We start from the raw sequence: 17441 nt of genomic DNA on the forward strand, positions 1-17441 counted from the left end.
ATCAATACCCCAATGATGCCCGATCCGGGCCAACAACCGGAATCGGCAAAGTCCGAAAGATGAACGGCGTTTCATTTTCGTCAGGCCCGATCCGCCATCGCCGCATCGCCCGGCGGCGCCGCGCAGACGAGCGGTGGTTGCAGCAGCAACCGAAAAAATTGGCGATGATCGTCCGACACCCCATGTCGTACGGCCCGCCCGTTCCGCCAGCCATGCCCGAATACCGCTCCCGCACCTCCACCGCCGGCCGCAACATGGCCGGCGCCCGCGCCCTGTGGCGTGCCACCGGCATGAAGGACGGCGATTTCCACAAGCCGATCATCGCCATCGCCAACTCGTTCACCCAGTTCGTACCGGGCCACGTGCACCTGAAGGACCTCGGCCAGCTGGTCGCGCGCGAGATCGAGAAGGTCGGCGGCGTCGCCAAGGAGTTCAACACGATCGCCGTGGACGACGGTATCGCGATGGGCCACGACGGCATGCTGTATTCACTGCCCAGCCGCGAGATCATCGCCGACTCGGTCGAGTACATGGTCAACGCGCACTGCGCCGATGCGCTGGTGTGCATTTCCAACTGCGACAAGATCACCCCTGGCATGCTGATGGCCGCACTGCGCCTGAACATCCCGGTGGTGTTCGTGTCCGGCGGGCCGATGGAAGCAGGCAAGACCCGGCTGTCCGAGCACAAGCTGGATCTGGTCGATGCGATGGTCATCGCCGCCGACGAGAGCGCCAGCGATGAAAAGGTGGCCGAGTTCGAGCGCAGCGCCTGCCCGACCTGTGGCTCGTGCTCGGGCATGTTCACCGCCAACTCGATGAACTGCCTGACCGAAGCGCTGGGCCTGTCGCTGCCCGGCAACGGCTCGACCCTGGCCACCCATGCCGACCGCGAACAGCTGTTCCTGCGCGCGGGCCGCCTGATCGTCGAACTGTGCCACCGCTGGTACGGCGGCGAGGAAGAAAGCGCGCTGCCGCGGGGCATCGCCACGCAGGCCGCGTTCGCCAATGCGATGACCCTGGACATCGCCATGGGCGGATCGACCAATACCATCCTGCACCTGCTGGCCGCCGCGCAGGAAGCCGAAGTGGACTTCGACCTGACCCACATCGATGCGCTGTCACGGCGCGTGCCGCAGCTGTGCAAGGTGGCGCCGAACACGCCCAGGTACCACATGGAAGACGTGCACCGCGCGGGTGGCGTGTACGGCATCCTGGGCGAGCTGGCGCGCGGCGGCCTGTTGGATACCACCGTGCCGACCGTGCACAGCCGCACCCTGGCCGATGCTCTCGAGCGCTGGGATGTGGCGGTTAGCAGCGAATCAAGCGTGCACGACTTCTTCCGTGCCGGCCCGGCCGGCATCCCCACCCAGGTGGCGTTCAGCCAGGCCACGCGCTGGCCCACGCTGGACGTGGACCGCGCCGAAGGCTGCATCCGCAGCGTCGCGCATGCCTACTCGACAGAAGGCGGACTGGCCGTGCTGCGCGGCAATCTGGCCGAAGACGGTTGCGTGGTGAAGACCGCAGGCGTGGATGAATCCATCCACGTGTTCGAAGGCAGCGCGCGCGTGTTCGAGAGCCAGGACGCGGCCGTGGCCGGCATCCTCGCCGACGAAGTGAAGGCGGGCGACGTGGTGGTCATCCGCTACGAAGGCCCGAAAGGCGGCCCCGGCATGCAGGAAATGCTCTACCCCACCAGCTACCTGAAATCGAAGGGACTGGGGAAGCAGTGTGCACTGCTGACCGACGGGCGCTTCTCGGGCGGTACGTCCGGGTTGTCGATCGGGCATGCCTCGCCGGAGGCGGCAGCGGGCGGTGCGATCGGGCTGGTACGCGACGGCGACCGCATCCGCATTGATATTCCGGCGCGGCGGATTGATCTGCTGGTGGATGCGGCGACGTTGGATGCGCGCCGTGCCGAGCAGGATGCGTTGGGATGGAAGCCGCGTGAGGCGCGCCCACGCAAGGTCACCAGCGCGTTGAAGGCCTACGCCCTGCTCGCCACCAGCGCCGACAAGGGCGCCGTGCGCAACACCGCGCTGCTGGGCGATTAGGCGCCGCCGGACCGTACCCGGCGGCGTTCCGATCTTATCGGTCATGGCACCTGACACAAGCCGCGCTTCGCGCTCGCCGGGCATGGCCCGGCGCTACCTTCCGATCGTCAGCCGATCACGCGCTTGAACGGCGGCAGCGCGTCGATGATGCGCTTGCCGTAACGGCGGGTCAGCAGCCGCGAATCGAGGATGACCACGCGGCCGGTATCGGTGGAGGTGCGGATCAGGCGGCCGGCGAACTGGGTCAGCGTGCGCAGCGCGTGTGGAATGGCGATCAGGTTGAACGCGTTGAGTCCACGCGCCTCGAACCACTCGCTCAGGGTAGCGGTCTGCGGATCGGTCGGCACCGCGAACGGTACCTGGGTGATCACCACCGTGGTGCAGGCTTCACCGGGCAGGTCGAGGCCCTCGCCGAACGAGTTCAGCCCGAACAGCACCGAGCCCTCGCCCGCCGCCACGCGCCGCAGGTGTTCGTCGATCAGCCGGGTCTTGGACATCTCGCCCTGTACCAGCACCTGCTTGCGGCGCGCGGCAGGCATCAGTCCGGCGACCTTCTCCATCTTCCAGCGCGAGGTGAACAGCACCATCGAGCCCTTGGCCCAGTCCAGCTCCGTGTCGAGGTAGCGCGCCACCTCGCGGGGATGGCCTTCGCGGTCGTCGGGCGTGACCGGGAACTTAGGCACGATCAGCTCGGCCTGGTTCGGCAGGTCGAACGGCGAGGACAGCGAAACCATCTCGGCTTCCTCGGGAATGCCATTGTCGATCGCCAGCGACTGGAAATCGCCACCGCCGGTCAGCGTCGCCGAGGTCATCACCACCGAATCCACCTCGTCCCACAGCAGCTTGCGCAGCACATGCGCGGCCGATACCGGTGAGCCATGCAGGACCAGATCGCCGTCGCGGGTGGCGGTGACCCAGCGCGCCATCGGCGGCGCACCGTCCTTGTCCTCGCGGCGCCAGGCCTGCCAGAGGTTGTACTGCTGCTCGATCATCTCCAGCGCCATGCCGAGGTTGCGCTGCAGGCGCTCACGCGCCGGGTCGTCCGGCTTGCCCTTGGCCACCTGCGCGGTGGCGGCATGCGCCCAGTTGTAGAGGCTGCGGGTATCGTCGGCCAGCGCTTCGATCGGCTCGCGCCACGCTTCCGGCAGGCGACCGTTGGCCGCGCGCCACATCGGTTCCTCGTCGGCCGGCGCTGGCATCCACACCGCTTCGACATGGTCGCGGAATGCACGCAGCTGCTTGGACACGTTGCTGGCGACGTCGATGGCTTCGTTCGGCAGCAGGTTGCCGAGGCGGTCCTTGTCGACCGCGCGATACGCGCCGGCAATCAGGATCTGCAGGCGGCCGGTGCGTTTGGCCATCTCGTCCAGCGCCAGGCTGGCCGCGCCCTGGTCGATGGCGACGTTGCCGATGTGATGGCCCTCGTCCAGCACCAGCAGCATCTCCGAGGGCGCGGCGATCAACGGCTGGCCATTGTCACTGTCGCCGATCGACAGCGCCGACAGCAGCAGCGCGTGATTGGTCACCACGATCTGCGCATCACGCACGGTGTTGCGCGAGCGCAGCACCGCGCACTGCGCCGAATACGCACAGCGGCGCCCGGCGCAGCCCGAGGCTGGCGTGGTGATGCGGCTGCGCAGGCCGGGGCTGATGGTCTCCGGTGCGTTGTCAATGTCGCCATCCCAACTGCCACGGGTGAAGGCGTCGGTCAGGCGCTTGGCGATATCCATTTCGATCGGCGCCAGCGGCCGGTCGAACAGGGGCGCGTCATCCTCGAACATGCCGCCCTGCGAGCCCTCGCCCTGGGCCTCGGCGGCATTGCGCGTGCACAGGTAGCGGGTGCGGCCCTTGGCCAGCGCCACGGTCGCTTCCAGTCCGGTCGCCTTGAGGAAGTTCGGGATGTCGCGCTCGACCAGCTGCGACTGCAGCGCCACGGTACCGGTACTGATCACCAGCTTCTTCTTGCTGGCCAGCGCGATCGGCACGCCGGCGGTCAGGTAGCCCAGGCTCTTGCCGACGCCGGTGGGTGCCTCGACCACGCCCACGCCACCGCTTTTCGACAACGCGCGCGACACCACGCCGATCATCTGGCTCTGCGAGCGGCGCGTGGAGAAGCCGGGAGTGTTGGCCTGCAGCGTCGTATAAGCCTTGCGGATCGCGTCCTTCAAGGGCTCATCGAGCGTGCGCGGAGCGGCGACGGTTTCGGTCACGCCGGGAACTACCGTGGCTGGATCAGGCCGGTCATTGTCGCATGGCCGGTGGCCGGGACCGAGGCGCGTGCGCTGAACAGGGTCAGCGGCGTCGGCCCTTGGCGGTCATGGGCTGGATGGCGGTACAGCGCCGGGGCAGATGCGGCGCTTCCGCCGGGCATGGCCCGGCGCTACCCGACCATCGACGGTCGCGCCGGGCCATGCCCGGCACGACCTTACCGGCCTACCACAGGCGGCCGCTGGCGCAGCAGGCGCACCAGCGCCCAGACCAGCAGCACCATGCCGATCGCTTCCACCATCGCCAGAGCGAAATGCAGTACGCCCAGGATGGCGCTCATGCTCGAAACCGCGCTGAAGTCACCACTGCTGACCATCCACATCGGCAGGATGCCCGCTGCCATGCTGCCGAGGCTGGCCAGCAGCAACAGCAGCAGCCCGGCCAGCGCGCCGCTGCGGGTGGCATCGCGCGGCGCGCCCACCACCCACACCAGGCCCACGCACAGCGCGATCAGCACCGGCAGGCGCACGCCCACCATGCTCAGCACCGTCACCAGCAGGGTCATGTTGTCCATCGCTCAGTCCTCACCGGCCAGCGCCAGGGCGCCCTGCCGCAGCTGCTGGTAGACCTCGTCGGTCTGCGGGCGCACACCGTGCCACTGCAGGAAGCTCTCGGCGGCCTGCTCGACCAGCATGCCCAGGCCATCGACGGTATTGCGGCACTGCGCCGCGCGCGCCCAGGCCAGGAACGCGATGGCCGCCTCGCCGTAGTTCAGGTCGACCGCGGTGGTCATCGAGTTGACCAGCGACAGCGGCAGCTTGAATTCCACGTCGCGGTCACGGCCGGCCGAGGTGGCGTTGACGATCAGCTCGAAATCACCCAGCTCACGCAGGTCTTCCCAGTAGCGGCTGATGGCGCGGCCCGGCTCGCCCATCGCATCGATCAGTTCATCGGCGCGTTCCGGCGTACGGTTGACCACCACCAGCTCGGTGATGCCGGCATCGAGCAGCGCCGGGGCGACGCTGCGGGCCGAGCCACCGGCGCCGATCATCAGCACCCGGCGGCCACGCAGGTCCAGGCCATGGCGGTCGGTCAGGTCGCGCACCAGGCCGATGCCGTCGGTGGTGTCACCATGCCAGCGCTCGCCCTTGCGCAGCAGCGTGTTGACCGAACCGGCGCGGCGCGCACGGGCCGTCAGCGTGGTGCAGACCGCAAACGCGGCTTCCTTGTGCGGCAGGGTGACGTTGGCACCGACACCACCTTCGGCGGCGAACGCTTCCAGGCCGACGAGGAAGGCGTCGGGGGCAAGGTCGATCGTGCGGTAATCGATGGCGATGCCTTCCTGGCGACCGAACGTCGCGTGGATCTGCGGCGACTTCGAGTGGGCGACGGGGTGTCCGAAGACGGCGTAACGGTCGGTCATGGATTCCTCAAGCTGGCTAGACTGATGCTCTTTCGTGCACGGACCCGGATGATGCGCATCACCCCGACCCTGCTGGTGCTTGCCGCCAGTCTACTCTCTGCCCCCGTGGCGATGGCGTTGAACGAGTACGGCATCGAAGGCATGGGCGTGGTCTCGACCCGTGCCGACGAGGCTCGCGGCACGATCAGTGCCGACGGCCAGCGCATCGTTTTCGCCCGCCGCGGCGAGGGCGGCTGGGGCCTGTGGCAGGCCCGCCTGATCGATGGCCGCTGGCAGCAGGCACAGGCCCTGGCGGTCGACGTCAGCGGTGAGGCCCGGGATCCCTACTTCAGCCGCGATGGCCGCTGGCTGCTGTTCGCGGCGGGCACCGAAGGCCAGCTGGCGCTGTACCGTGCCGCCGTGACCCGCGATGGCCAGCTTGGCAACGCACAGGCCCTGCGCGGCGAGCGTGGGCGGTACGAAGAGCGCGGTCCAGCGCTGAGCATGGATGGCCGGCGGCTGCTGTTCGCGCGCCAGCAGGGCCGTGGCGCCGGTTGGGATCTGTTCGTGGCCACCCTGGATGCCGAGGGCGCGCGGGGTCCGGCCACCGCGTTGGCGGCATTGAACAGCGCCGATGACGAGACTGACGCTGACTGGCTGGGCAACGATGGCGCCGTGGTGTTCAGTCGTGGCAGCGGCACGAGCGCGCAGGTATGGAGCAGCGGGTGCGCCTGGAGCGGCGTGGCGCTGCAGCCGCTGGGGCTGTCCTTCAACCAGGCAGGCGGCTGGACCGGTGCGCCGGTGATCGACAACGCCAAGCCGGGGGAAATGCTGGTCGCCAGCAGTGCGGCGAAGGCGCCGCGTGCCGGGGGCGTGGATCTCTACCGGTTGGCGATACCGAAAGTGCCTGCCGTGGCCGGGTGCATGCGGTAGATCCCGGCCCGGGCACCGCAATCAGCGCGACAGCACCTTGGCGCGCTGCTGTTCGTAGTCCGCCTCGCTCAGCTGGCCCCTGTCCTTGCGCTGGTTGAGCGCGGCCAGTTCGGCCTGCACGCTGTCCGGCAGGGACTGTTCACGGGCGATCCGACGGGCGGCGGAGAGCTGCTCGGGAGGGCGTTTGCTCGCCCGCCAGGCTGCGATGAACACGCCGACGATGACGGCACCGAACACCAGCGTGCCGACGCCCCAGATCAGCCATTGCATCCATCCCAGTTCGGGTCCCATCAGCCGTTCCTCCCTCCATCGATGGCGCTATTGTCAGCGCTCGCGCAGCCAGCGCGCCACCTGTGGCGCAAAATAGGTCAGCACGCCATCGGCGCCGGCGCGCTTGAAACCAAGCAGCGACTCCATCACGCAGGCGCGCTCGTCCAGCCAGCCATTGGCGAACGCCGCTTTCATCATCGCGTACTCGCCACTGACCTGGTAGGCGAAGGTGGGCACGCCGAACTGTTCCTTCACCCGACGCACCAGATCCAGATACGGCATGCCCGGCTTGACCATCACCATGTCGGCGCCCTCTTCCAGGTCCAGCGCGATCTCGCGCATCGCCTCGTCACCGTTGGCCGGGTCCATCTGATAGGTCTTCTTGTCCGCCTTGCCGAGGCTGGCCGCGCTGCCCACCGCGTCGCGGAACGGGCCGTAGAAGGCCGAGGCGTACTTGGCCGAGTAGGCCATGATGCGCACATTGAGGTGATGGTCGGCATCGAGCGCACGGCGGATCGCGCCGATGCGGCCATCCATCATGTCCGACGGCGAGACGATGTCCGCGCCGGCTTCGGCATGCGACAACGACTGCTTGACCAGCGCTTCGACCGTGATGTCGTTGAGCACGTAGCCCTTGTCATCGATGATGCCGTCCTGGCCGTGGGTGGTATAGGGGTCCAGCGCCACATCGGTCATCACGCCCAGCTCCGGGAAGCGCGACTTCAGGGCGCGGATCGCACGCTGCGCCAGCCCGTCTTCCGCCCATGCCGCCGAGGCATCCAGCGACTTCTGCGAGGCGTCGATCACCGGGAACAGATCGATCACCGGGATGCCCAGCTCCAGCGCCTCTTCGGCCACTTTCAGCAGTTCCTCGATGGACAACCGCTCCACACCGGGCATCGACGGCACAGCGGTGCGGCCGGCCGGTTCGTGCACGAACACCGGATAGATCAGATCGTCGGTGGTCAGCGTGTTCTCGCGCATGAGGCGGCGTGAGAACTCGTCATGGCGCATGCGCCGCGGGCGGTAGTGGGGATGAGGCATGGCAGGCTCCGAGGAGTGGCTAGTGCAACAGATAGCCCTGCGGCAGCAGGGGTTCGGGCAGGGGGCGTTCACCGAGCGCGTCGAGCTGGTCGATCTCGATCGTGCGCACCAGTGCGTCCAGCGGCAGATCGTTCGGCTCCAGGCCGAACGGGTCTTCCATTTCTTCGCCGAGCTGGTCCAGGCCGAAGAAGGCGTAGGCCAGCACCGCCGACAGCACCGGCGTGCCCCAGCCCAGCGAACTGGCCAGGCCGAACGGCAGCAGCACACAGAACATCCACGCGCAGCGGTGCAGCAGCAGGGTGTAGGCGAACGGCAGCGGCGTGGTCAGGATCCGCTCGCAGCCTGCCTGGATCGAGGACATCGCATGCAGGCGGTCTTCCAGCTGGGCGTACAGGATCGGATCGAGATCGCCGCTGCGCAGCGCCTGCGCCAGTTCGGCGGCGATCATCGCCAGCAATGCATCGGGTACGTTCTCGCGCTCGGCCAGCTGCGCACGCTGGCGCTTGTCCAGCCACGGCAGGGCCGCCAGCGCCACGATGCGGCCGCGCAGGCGGGCGGCCAGCGCATGGGCGAAGGCGGTGGCCAGATAGGCGATGCGACGGCGGCGGCCTGCGTCATCCACCAGCAGCAGGTTCACCTGCCGGGCCAGTGAGCGCGATTCGAACACCAACTGCCCCCACAGCTTGCGGCCTTCCCACCAGCGCTCGTAGCAGGCGCTGTTGCGGAAGCTGAGGAAGATCGACAGGACCAGGCCCAGCAGGGTGAACGGCGTGACCGAGACGCGCTCGATGCCGGTCGGCGGCGCCAGCTCCACCACCGCGGCGACGGCGATGGACAGGATCAGGATGGCCAGCACCTTCGGTGCGATCGCCGGAACGATCGATCCGCGCAGGATGTACAGCAGTTGCCAGCCGTGGGGACGAGGTCGGATGATCATGGGGCAGCCGCGCCGGGCGCGGATTCACAGGCACGCGCAGGCTCGCGCAGCCGTTCATTGTACGCCCCTGCCCGGCTGCGGGCCGCAGCCCTGCGACGCCCGGTCGCACCCGGCCGCAGGTTCAGATCACGCCACCGCCCAGGCCCAGGCGCAGGATGCCCACCACCACCACGATGCCGTTCAGGACCAGGCCGGCCCAGGCCCGGCCGCGCTTGCTCGGGTGGGTGAACAGGATGCCCAGCGCGGCGATCACCGCGCCGACCGCAGCGAACGGAATCAGGAACCAGTTGCCCCAGCCCAGCAGCGGTATCAGCGCCAGGATCATCCACAGCAGCGCCAGTACACCCCACAACAGACTGATCACACCCATCGCCGCTCTCCCGCAGTTGGTTCCCGGCCCCAACCATAGACGTTCCGGCCGCCCTCGCCTACTCCCGTTGGCGGGCCGCTCACCTCGGCCGTGCTAGCGTCTGGATGCCCGGCGCACAGGGCGTTGGCGCCGATTCAGAGTGGCCCACCGATGATCCCATCCAGTCCTGCAGGGGTATTGCCATGAACATCCGTTGGGCCGCACTGGCGGCCATGCTGCTGGCCGCCGCCGGTTGTGCCAGCACCTCCAAGGTCATGCTGGGCCGCGCGCGGGCGCCGATCGACCCGGCACAGGTGCAGATCTATTCAACGCCGCCGGCCGGCTCGCAGGAGATCGCCCAGCTGGAATCCGCCTCTGCGGTGGGCTTCGGCACCCAGGGCCAGACCGACGCCGCCGTGGCGCGGTTGAAGCGCGAAGCGGCAGCACTGGGCGCCAACGGCGTAGTGCTGATGGGCGTGGGCAGCAGCGGCTCGCCGGTGGGCATGTCCGTGGGCGCCGGCAGCTATGGCTCGCATGTGGGCGGCGGTCTAGGCATTGGCATTCCGACCACGCAGAAGCGCGCCGCAGGCGTGGCGATCTGGGTGCCGAACCCGGCGCCGCCGGCACGGTTGCCGACCCAGGTGATCACGCCACAGCGGTGACGCAGCAGCGTCACCGCGGATAGCGCCGGGCCGGGCCCGGCGGCATTTCGCTTCCCCGCTGCGCTCGCCGGGCATGGCCCGGCGCTACCGTTACTTCTTCCGGTACTTCGGCACGAACACCTGGTTCACTGCGTCGGCCAGCTGATCCGGCGGCAGCAGGCCCTGGTCCAGCAGGAAGTTGTTGAACGCCAGGCGGTCGAACTTCGCGCCCAGTGCCAGTTCGGTCTGCATGCGCAGCTCCAGGATGCGGGTGTAGCCATAGAAGTAGCTGCCCGCCTGGCCGGGCATGCGCACGGTGTAGCGGTCCAGCTCCTGGGTGGCCATGGCCTTGGACAGGCCGACCTGTTCGATCAGCACCCGTTCGCCGTTTGCACGGTCGGTCAGGCCGAGGTTGAGCATCGGATCAAGCATCGCGCGCGCGGCGCGCAGCAGGCGGAACTGCAGGGCGATCATCTGCCCGTCCAGAGGCTCGTACGGCACCATCTCCGCTTCGGCGTACAGCGCCCAGCCTTCCACGTTCACCGAATTGAACGCGAACATGGTGCGCGCGAGCGAGACGCCGCGCTCGACCATCGCGGTGAACTGCAGCTCATGGCCGGGACGGCCCTCATGCGCGCTCAGGGTCCACGCGGCCGCACCGAAGTTGAAGTCGTCGTACTGGGCGCCGGCACCGGCCGCCGGGTTGCCCAATGGCAGCACGAAGGTGCCCTGCTGCCCGGTGTTGTTCACCAGCGGTGCCGGCAGGAAATGCGGTGCCGGGCTGGCGGCGCTCTCGGCAGCCGAACCCAGGCGCATCTGCATGGCACGCTTGGGCACGTCGACAATGCCATGCTCGCGGATCAGCGGATCGATGGCGTCGATCACCTTGCGATAGTGGCCTTCGAGCTGGTCGTCGGCGATCTTGTCGGCCTTCAGCGCGCGGATCACGGCGACCGGATCGGTCGGGTCGGCGACCTTCAGGCCCTTCTCCTTCACCACCAGCGGCGCCAGCTGCTGCATCGCCGAGCGGGTTTCCATGAACTCCAGCTGGGCACGCTGCATCAGCAGCTTCGGGTCGATGTCGATGCCGACCTGCTTGAGCTGGTATGCGTAGAGCGGCGCCGGCAGGCGCGTGTCGGTACGCGCCTTCGGCAGCACCTCCTTGCGCGTCCAGGCCGCGTACTCCTTCATCTGCCCCGCCAGGGCCTTCATCGCTTCATCGGCACCGCTGATCTGGTACTTCTTCAGCAGCGACTCGATGCCGCTGATGTAGGTCTCGACGTTGTCCAGCGACTGCTGCACTTCGATCTTCGTCGGCTGCAGCAGCGCGCTGTCCTTCAGGCGCTCTTCGTAGCGCTGGCGCGCCAGCGTGGTGAAGGCGGTGCCGCCCGGCGTCAGTCCGGCGTACGCCTTGAGGCGATCAAGCGCCTTGGCCCGGCGCTCGGCCGGCACCTGGTCGGACAGCAGAAGATTGAGGCCGCTGAACACCGTCTGCGGCGCATCGGTCCACGGCAGCAGGTACTTGTCGTTGAGCTCGCTGCCCTCGATGTTCTGGTTGGCGGCGTGGATCATGATCTGCAGGTCCTGGCGGACGTTGGGATCCTTCTCCGTAGCCAGCCGGGTCTGCAGCTCGTCGCGCGCCTTGGCTGTCGCGGCACGGTAGCGCGCGCCATTGTCCGGGCCGAGGTCGGCCACCTTGTCGTCATAGCCCGGCACGCCGAAGAAGCCGGTCTGCTCGGGCTGGAACGGTCCCTGCGCGTCGAGCAGGATCTGCGCCAGCGCATTGCTGCGCGCGACCCAGGCGGGGCTGGCAGGCGTGGTGGCCTTGGCGGCCGGTGCGGCCAGGGCCGGGGGGGCGGACAGCAGCGGTGCAGCGGTCAGGGCCAGGGCGACGGCCAGCGCGATCGGCTTCATGAAGCACTCCAGGACAGGGTTGCCCGCACCCTACGCGCTCATGGCGATGGCGACAATCGGTGGGAAGTCATGGCGCCGGTCAGAACGCGGCCGTCATCGGGCAGCCACCGCGCTCGCGGCAGGCCTGCAGTTCGCACTCCTGCGCAGCCTCCTCATCGTCCAGCGCGGTCAGATCGAAGGTCTGTTTGTCCGCACCCAGCACATACATCACCGGGTAGTCCCAGACATCGTCGCGGCGGATGCCCTGCACGAACAGGCGACCTTGCGCATGGGCCCCTTCCAGCGACACGGTCAGGCCCACATCGCGCTCACCGGTGATCGCGGTCTGCATGCTGCCCAATGGCAGCGAGCCGGCGCGCAGCGGTTCGCCGAAGGCCTCCACCAGCTCGATGCTGCATCCGGCGCGCCGCATCGCCTCACGCATCGGCGGACTCTCGCGTGCGGCTTCGCCCCAGCGCATCACACTCCATGCCGCGGAACCGCCCAGCACGCCCAGGAACACCACCACGGTCAGAGGCATCGCCCATCGCCAGTGACGGCGCCACCAGCCGGGGGGATGGACGGGATGGCCAGGAACAGGGGGGGGCAGGTGGTTCATCGGCGGGCTCCTTCCCGGTTGTGACTCAGGGTTTCAGGCAACGTCCCAGGAACGCTTCGGCCACACGGTAGCGGTGCAGCGCATCGGCACCGGACAGGCCATGCTTGGCGCCCGGGTAGGTCATCAGTTCGAAGGGCTGGCCGCGCTTCTGCAGCGCACTCATCAGGCTGGTCGAATTGGTGAACAGCACGTTGTCATCGGCCATGCCGTGGATCAGCAGCAGGGGGGAGCGCAGTCCGTCGATGTGGGTCAGCACGCGCGCTTGGCGATAACCGGCCTCGTTGCGTGCCGGCAGATCCATGTAGCGTTCGGTGTAATGGCTGTCGTACAGCCCCCAGTCGGTGACCGGTGCACCGGCCACGCCGCAGGCATAGCTGTCCGACGCCTTGGCCAGCAGCATCAGGGTCATGTAACCGCCGTTGGACCAGCCCTGCACGCCGATGCGCGCGGGGTCGACCCAGGGCTGCTGCTTCAGCCATGCCACGCCGCGCAGCTGGTCGGTCACCTCCACCGTGCCCTGCCTGCCATAGAGCGCGCCGCCGAACTCACGGCCACGCCGCGGGGTGCCACGGTTGTCGAGCGAGAACACCACGTAGCCCTGCTGCGCCAGGTACTGGTTGAACAGATGATCGCCACGTCCGGGCCAGCTGTCGGTGACGGTCTGGCTGGCCGGGCCGCCATAGACGTACACCGCCACCGGATAGCGCTTGGAGGGATCGAAGCCGGCAGGCTTGATCAGGCTGTAGTTGAGCGGCGTCCGGCCATCGGCAGCGGTCAGGGTGCCGAATTCGACCGGTCGCTGCGCATCGCGATAGCGCGCGTAGGGATGCTTGGGATCGGCCAGATCATTGTCCACCAGCGTCGCGATCTTCTCACCGCTGGCGCGGTACAGCTCGATCTGCGGCGGTGTGGTGCTGTTGGACCAGCTGTCGACATAGACACTGGCGTTGCGCGCGAAGCTGGCGCTGTGCATGCCCGGCGCCTTGGACAGCCGCTGTGGCGCCTGTCCGCCCTGCAGCGGGACCGCGTAGATCTGGCTCTCGCGCGACGTCTCGATGCCGGCGCGGAAATAGGCCTTGCCGGCCGCTTCATCCACAGCCAGGAGTTCATCCACGGGCCAGTCACCGTGGGTCAGCGCGGTGGCCTTGCCCGTGCTGTCGATGCGGTACAGATGCTGGAAGCCGGTACGCTCGGACGACCACAGCATGCTGCCGTCCTGCAGGAAGCGCAGGCTGTTGTGCAGTGGCACCCAGGTGGGGCTGGTTTCATGGGCAAGCACGCGCTGACGGTCTGAGTCCAATGCCACTTCCACCAGATCCAGCTGCCTCTGGTCACGCGACTGGCGCTGGAACGTCAGGTGCTGGGCATCACGCCAATCCACGCGCGCCAGGTAGATGTCCTGTTCCTTGCCCAGGTCGATCCAGCGCGGCTGTGCCGCGGCGGCCGGCGCGATCACGCCCAGCTGCACGCGCACATTGGCATCGCCGGCGGCCGGGTAACGCTGTTCGATGACATCGGTGCGGTCTGCATAGACCTCGTAGCGCTTCTGTACCGGTACCGGTGCTTCGTCGATGCGGGCGAAGGCGATGGCCGAATCATCCGGCGCCCACCAGTAGCCGGTGTGGCGGTCCATTTCCTCGTCGGCCACGAACTCGGCCACACCGTTGCCGATGGTGGCGCTGCCATCGCCGGTCAGCTGCAGCTGGCTGCCATTGGCCAGATCGATCACCCACAGGTTGCGGCCGCGGATGAAGCTGACGAAGCCGCCTTTCGGCGACAGCTTGGCGTCGGTGGCAAAGCCTTCGCCGTGGGTCAGCTGACGTACTGCTGCCGGACCCTGCTGCTTCAGGTCGTACAGGTACAGCTCGCCGCCGAGCGGGAACAACAGGCGCTGTGCGTCCGGCGACCACTGGTAATCGACGATGCCGGTCATCGCCGCGATGCGCTGGCGTTCGCGGCGGGCCTTCTCCTCGTCGCTGAGGGTCTCGGTGCCCGGCAGCACCACCTTGGAGTCGACCAGCAGGCGGGTCTGGCCGCTGGCGATGTCGTAGGTCCACAGATCCAGCTGGTTGCGGTCGCTGTCCTTGCCGCGCAGGAAGCTGACCTGCGAACCGTCCGGAGCGACCTTGGGCTTCATCAGGGTCGGCCCGGACAGCGGCAATGGACCGGTGATGGCTTCCAGCGTCAGTTTTTCAGCGTGGGCGGCAGTACTGGTGGCGAGCATGAGGGCAAGCGAAGCGAACAGGTGGCGCATGGAGGATCCCGGCAAACGGCAGGTCCGCCACCGCAGCATGTGCGGTGGCGATCAGCCCCCATCCTAACCAAGCCCGTGCGGGAAGGCAGCATGACCTTCTGCCCATGGCAGGGACCGGGCACGGCACATCGGCCGTTGACGGGCGGGTAGCGCCGGGCCATGCCCGGCGCGCGCAGCGGCCAGCGCAGGGGCCTCAGCGCTGGCCGAACAGATGCTTGCGCTCGTCGTCGCTGAGCGGCTTGCCGGCGTTCGGATTGACCTGCTGGCGCAGCGCATACGCCCGCTGGGTGGCCGGGCGGGCGGCGATGGCCTGATGCCAGCGCCTGAGGTTCGGGAAGGCATCGAAATCTGCCGGCAGCGCATCGTAGGCGCCGACCCACGGATAGCTGGCCATGTCGGCGATGGTGTACTCCTCGCCGGCCAGGAAGGCATGCCCGGCCAGACGCTTGTCCATCACCCCGTGCAGGCGCCGCACCTCGTTGTCGTAGCGCTCGATGGCGTAAGGAATCTTCTGCGGTGCGTAGACGTTGAAATGCCCCATCTGGCCGCTCATCGGGCCCAGCCCGGCCATCTGCCAGAACAGCCATTCCAGCGTGGCGATGCGCCCACGCGCATCGGTGGGCAGGAAGCGACCGGTCTTCTCGGCCAGATACAGCAGGATCGCACCGGATTCGAACACGCTCTGCGGCGCGCCGCCGTCAGCCGGCGCATGGTCGACGATGGCCGGCATCTTGTTGTTGGGCGAGATCGCCAGGAAGTCCGGCTTGAACTGGTCGCCCGATCCGATGTTGACCGGGTGGATGCGGTACGCCAGCCCGCTTTCCTCCAGCATCAGGGTGACTTTATGGCCGTTCGGGGTAGGCCAGTAATACAGATCGATCATGGCAGCGGCTCGGGTGCGGTAAGGAACCTGAAGTCTAGTGCGAGAGTTGGCTTGGCACCGTCATGGCGGGCCGGTAACCTCGCTCCTCCCCCGCAACGCACTGTCCTGCATGTCCCCCCAACGCCCCCTCTCCCCGCTGTCCTCGCTGATCTTCGCCTCGCGCTGGCTGCAGCTGCCGTTGTACCTGGGCCTGATCGTCGCCCAGGGTGTCTACGTGTTCCTGTTCGGCAAGGAACTGTGGCACCTGATCTCCCACTCGGCGTCGATGGGCGAGCAGCAGATCATGCTGATCGTGCTGGGCCTGATCGACGTGGTGATGATTTCCAACCTGCTGGTGATGGTGATCGTCGGCGGTTATGAAACCTTCGTCTCGCGCCTGCGGCTGGAAGGCCATCCCGACCAGCCGGAATGGTTGAGCCACGTCAATGCCAGCGTCCTGAAGGTGAAGCTGGCGATGGCGATCATCGGCATTTCCTCGATCCACCTGCTCAAGACCTTCATCGCCAGCGGTTCGCTGGGCGGCCTGCCGCTGTGCGCGCCGGAACTGATGAACGTCGCCGCCGCCAACATCGGTGCCGCCAGGTGCTCGACCTTCACCGAGCAGGGCGTGCTCTGGCAGACCATCATCCACTGCGTGTTCATCCTCTCGGCGATCGGCATCGCCTGGACCGACAAGCTGATGTCCAACAGCCACGACAAGGCACAGGCGCATTGAGGCGCTGGCCGGTGGTGGCGCGGACGCCACCGCCGGTCGTCGCTGCCGCCCTTGTACGCAGCGCTGGCGGGAATGCTAGATTGCTTCCTCGCCGTTGCCGGCGGTGGCGTCGGGAAACGCCACCCTGCCGTGCTCGGACCCACGGTCCCGGCCATGCATATCAATGATTTACGTAACGTCGTCTTCTTAGAGGGGAGCAGGATGTCGCACGTCACAACGATCACCGCCGCGCGCCGGTGGCTGCCGGTTGCCTTGGTACTGGCCCTGGCCGCCTGCTCGGGCAAGGAAGAATCGCCTGCCCCTGCCCCGGCAGGATCGCCTGCCGCCGCGGCGCCGGCGACACCGGTGGTGGCCGCCAAGGTGCAGTCGATGGGCACCGAGCAGCTGCGCGAGTCGGCCAGCCAGGCGCTGCGCGAGAACCGCATGTACGCCCCGGCCGGCGACAACGCCATCGAGTACTACCTGGCCCTGCGCGACAAGACGCCGGACGATGCCGCGGTGAAAAGTGCGCTGACCGACCTGCTGCCCTACACCCTGATCGCGGCCGAGCAGCATCTGGGCCGCGAGGACTTCACCGAGGCGCAGCGCCTGGTCGCCCTGATCGAGAAGGTGGATGCCTCCGCACCGGCCCTGCCACGCCTGAAGGAAGGCCTGGCCAAGGGTGTGGAGAACGCGGCCAAGCGCACCGAGTCGGAAGCGGAGCGGGCCAAGAAGGACGCCGAGGACCGTACCCGGCAGCAGGCCGAGCAGCAGCGCCTGGCCGAGCAGCGTGCCAAGGAAGCCGATGCGGCCCGGCAGATCGCCGCACAGCAGGATGCCGCCCGTCGTGACAGCGAGCGCGAGGAGGCCGAGCGCCAGGCCGCCGCACGGCGTGAAGCGGAGCAGAAGCAGCAACAGGCCGCTGCGCAGCAGGCCAGTGCCGCACGCCAGGCACCTGCCGCCGCGCCCAGCCTGCGTCCGGTCAGTACGCCGGCCCCCCGCTATCCGGCCGACGCCCTGCGCGCCGGCACCTCCGGCGAGGTGCTGGTGGAGATCACCGTGGGTACCGACGGCTCGGTGGTGAACGCCCGCGTGCTGCGTGCGACGCCCGCGCGCATCTTCGACCGCGAAGCCATGAACGCCGTGAAGCGCTGGCGTTTCGAGCCGGTCAGCGCACCGGTCACCACCCGCCGCACCCTGGTGTTCGCGCCGGGCGGCTGAGCCGGGACATCCCCGCCAACCATCACGACAAGGCCCGGTCCG

The 17441-nt window shown here is 68.1% G+C and carries 16 protein-coding genes; 5 read left to right on the plus strand and 11 right to left on the minus strand.

Annotation, left to right across the window (positions count from 1 at the left end; translation table 11 throughout):
- Window positions 1–212: 212 nt before the first annotated feature.
- Window positions 213–2051: a dihydroxy-acid dehydratase gene (gene ilvD / locus ACVOKU_RS06535; RefSeq protein ID WP_481559436.1), complete on the plus strand. Its 1839-nt coding sequence runs from the start codon at window positions 213–215 to the stop codon at window positions 2049–2051.
- A 107-nt stretch (window positions 2052–2158) separates the two neighbouring features.
- On the opposite strand, the gene dinG is transcribed toward ilvD, so the two are convergent.
- From dinG to aroE, 3 genes are all read right to left on the minus strand, one after another.
- Window positions 2159–4261 (minus strand): ATP-dependent DNA helicase DinG, encoded by a 2103-nt coding sequence (gene dinG / locus ACVOKU_RS06540; RefSeq protein WP_481559437.1) that lies wholly within the window; start codon window positions 4259–4261, stop codon window positions 2159–2161.
- Between the two features lie 215 nt (window positions 4262–4476).
- The gene (locus ACVOKU_RS06545) at window positions 4477–4833 is read right to left on the minus strand and encodes a hypothetical protein (protein ID WP_065181457.1); all 357 of its coding nucleotides are present in this window, start codon (window positions 4831–4833) and stop codon (window positions 4477–4479) included.
- Between the two features lie 3 nt (window positions 4834–4836).
- A complete protein-coding gene (gene aroE / locus ACVOKU_RS06550) occupies window positions 4837–5682 on the minus strand; it encodes a shikimate dehydrogenase (RefSeq protein ID WP_481559438.1) in 846 nt (281 codons plus the stop codon).
- 48 nt (window positions 5683–5730) lie between these two features.
- On the opposite strand from aroE, the gene ACVOKU_RS06555 reads away from it, so the two are divergent.
- Window positions 5731–6594, plus strand: a complete 864-nt coding sequence (locus ACVOKU_RS06555; protein WP_481559503.1) for a TolB family protein — start codon at window positions 5731–5733, stop codon at window positions 6592–6594.
- A 21-nt stretch (window positions 6595–6615) separates the two neighbouring features.
- Here the strand turns inward: ACVOKU_RS06555 and ACVOKU_RS06560 are convergent, their stop codons facing one another.
- The 4 genes from ACVOKU_RS06560 to ACVOKU_RS06575 form a co-directional block, all read right to left on the minus strand.
- Entirely contained in the window at window positions 6616–6885 is a 270-nt protein-coding gene (locus ACVOKU_RS06560) for a hypothetical protein (RefSeq protein ID WP_053517966.1), read from the minus strand.
- Window positions 6886–6918: 33 nt separating this feature from the next.
- Window positions 6919–7908, minus strand: coding sequence for a porphobilinogen synthase (gene hemB / locus ACVOKU_RS06565; protein WP_053517964.1), 990 nt, complete (start codon window positions 7906–7908; stop codon window positions 6919–6921).
- Between the two features lie 19 nt (window positions 7909–7927).
- Window positions 7928–8845: a bestrophin family protein gene (locus ACVOKU_RS06570; protein ID WP_481559439.1), complete on the minus strand. Its 918-nt coding sequence runs from the start codon at window positions 8843–8845 to the stop codon at window positions 7928–7930.
- Window positions 8846–8966: 121 nt separating this feature from the next.
- The gene (locus tag ACVOKU_RS06575; RefSeq protein ID WP_006475755.1) at window positions 8967–9215 is read right to left on the minus strand and encodes a hypothetical protein; all 249 of its coding nucleotides are present in this window, start codon (window positions 9213–9215) and stop codon (window positions 8967–8969) included.
- 182 nt (window positions 9216–9397) lie between these two features.
- On the opposite strand from ACVOKU_RS06575, the gene ACVOKU_RS06580 reads away from it, so the two are divergent.
- The gene (locus tag ACVOKU_RS06580; RefSeq protein ID WP_053517962.1) at window positions 9398–9856 is read left to right on the plus strand and encodes a hypothetical protein; all 459 of its coding nucleotides are present in this window, start codon (window positions 9398–9400) and stop codon (window positions 9854–9856) included.
- Between the two features lie 90 nt (window positions 9857–9946).
- Here the strand turns inward: ACVOKU_RS06580 and ACVOKU_RS06585 are convergent, their stop codons facing one another.
- The 4 genes from ACVOKU_RS06585 to ACVOKU_RS06600 form a co-directional block, all read right to left on the minus strand.
- Window positions 9947–11749, minus strand: coding sequence for a DUF885 domain-containing protein (locus ACVOKU_RS06585; protein WP_065174304.1), 1803 nt, complete (start codon window positions 11747–11749; stop codon window positions 9947–9949).
- A 79-nt stretch (window positions 11750–11828) separates the two neighbouring features.
- On the minus strand, window positions 11829–12347 hold the full coding sequence (locus ACVOKU_RS06590) for a cytochrome c oxidase assembly factor Coa1 family protein (RefSeq protein ID WP_481559440.1): 519 nt from the start codon (window positions 12345–12347) through the stop codon (window positions 11829–11831).
- A 25-nt stretch (window positions 12348–12372) separates the two neighbouring features.
- The gene (locus ACVOKU_RS06595; RefSeq protein ID WP_481559441.1) at window positions 12373–14601 is read right to left on the minus strand and encodes a S9 family peptidase; all 2229 of its coding nucleotides are present in this window, start codon (window positions 14599–14601) and stop codon (window positions 12373–12375) included.
- 193 nt (window positions 14602–14794) lie between these two features.
- On the minus strand, window positions 14795–15484 hold the full coding sequence (locus ACVOKU_RS06600; protein WP_481559442.1) for a glutathione binding-like protein: 690 nt from the start codon (window positions 15482–15484) through the stop codon (window positions 14795–14797).
- Between the two features lie 109 nt (window positions 15485–15593).
- Between ACVOKU_RS06600 and ACVOKU_RS06605 the strand changes: the two genes are divergently transcribed.
- Together ACVOKU_RS06605 and ACVOKU_RS06610 are read left to right on the plus strand one after the other, a co-directional pair.
- Entirely contained in the window at window positions 15594–16199 is a 606-nt protein-coding gene (locus ACVOKU_RS06605; protein WP_053519577.1) for a TIGR00645 family protein, read from the plus strand.
- A gap of 201 nt (window positions 16200–16400) precedes the next feature.
- Entirely contained in the window at window positions 16401–17399 is a 999-nt protein-coding gene (locus tag ACVOKU_RS06610) for an energy transducer TonB (protein WP_481559443.1), read from the plus strand.
- Window positions 17400–17441: the final 42 nt, after the last annotated feature.

It is taken from the genome of Stenotrophomonas sp. STEN147, from assembly GCF_056757995.1.

Excerpts from the sequence above, each read along its gene's own strand:
- aroE (WP_481559438.1), bottom strand. The coding sequence starts at position 5,682 with ATGACCGACCGTTACGCCGTCTTCGGACACCCCGTCGCCCACTCGAAG.
- ACVOKU_RS06580 (WP_053517962.1), top strand. The coding sequence starts at position 9,398 with ATGAACATCCGTTGGGCCGCACTGGCGGCCATGCTGCTGGCCGCCGCC.
- ACVOKU_RS06595 (WP_481559441.1), bottom strand. The coding sequence starts at position 14,601 with ATGCGCCACCTGTTCGCTTCGCTTGCCCTCATGCTCGCCACCAGTACT.
- ACVOKU_RS06545 (WP_065181457.1), bottom strand. The coding sequence starts at position 4,833 with ATGGACAACATGACCCTGCTGGTGACGGTGCTGAGCATGGTGGGCGTG.
- ACVOKU_RS06570 (WP_481559439.1), bottom strand. The coding sequence starts at position 8,845 with ATGATCATCCGACCTCGTCCCCACGGCTGGCAACTGCTGTACATCCTG.
- ACVOKU_RS06555 (WP_481559503.1), top strand. The coding sequence starts at position 5,731 with ATGATGCGCATCACCCCGACCCTGCTGGTGCTTGCCGCCAGTCTACTC.
- hemB (WP_053517964.1), bottom strand. The coding sequence starts at position 7,908 with ATGCCTCATCCCCACTACCGCCCGCGGCGCATGCGCCATGACGAGTTC.
- ACVOKU_RS06610 (WP_481559443.1), top strand. The coding sequence starts at position 16,401 with ATGTCGCACGTCACAACGATCACCGCCGCGCGCCGGTGGCTGCCGGTT.
- ACVOKU_RS06585 (WP_065174304.1), bottom strand. The coding sequence starts at position 11,749 with ATGAAGCCGATCGCGCTGGCCGTCGCCCTGGCCCTGACCGCTGCACCG.
- ACVOKU_RS06560 (WP_053517966.1), bottom strand. The coding sequence starts at position 6,885 with ATGGGACCCGAACTGGGATGGATGCAATGGCTGATCTGGGGCGTCGGC.
- ilvD (WP_481559436.1), top strand. The coding sequence starts at position 213 with ATGCCCGAATACCGCTCCCGCACCTCCACCGCCGGCCGCAACATGGCC.
- ACVOKU_RS06590 (WP_481559440.1), bottom strand. The coding sequence starts at position 12,347 with ATGAACCACCTGCCCCCCCCTGTTCCTGGCCATCCCGTCCATCCCCCC.
- ACVOKU_RS06605 (WP_053519577.1), top strand. The coding sequence starts at position 15,594 with ATGTCCCCCCAACGCCCCCTCTCCCCGCTGTCCTCGCTGATCTTCGCC.
- ACVOKU_RS06575 (WP_006475755.1), bottom strand. The coding sequence starts at position 9,215 with ATGGGTGTGATCAGTCTGTTGTGGGGTGTACTGGCGCTGCTGTGGATG.
- ACVOKU_RS06600 (WP_481559442.1), bottom strand. The coding sequence starts at position 15,484 with ATGATCGATCTGTATTACTGGCCTACCCCGAACGGCCATAAAGTCACC.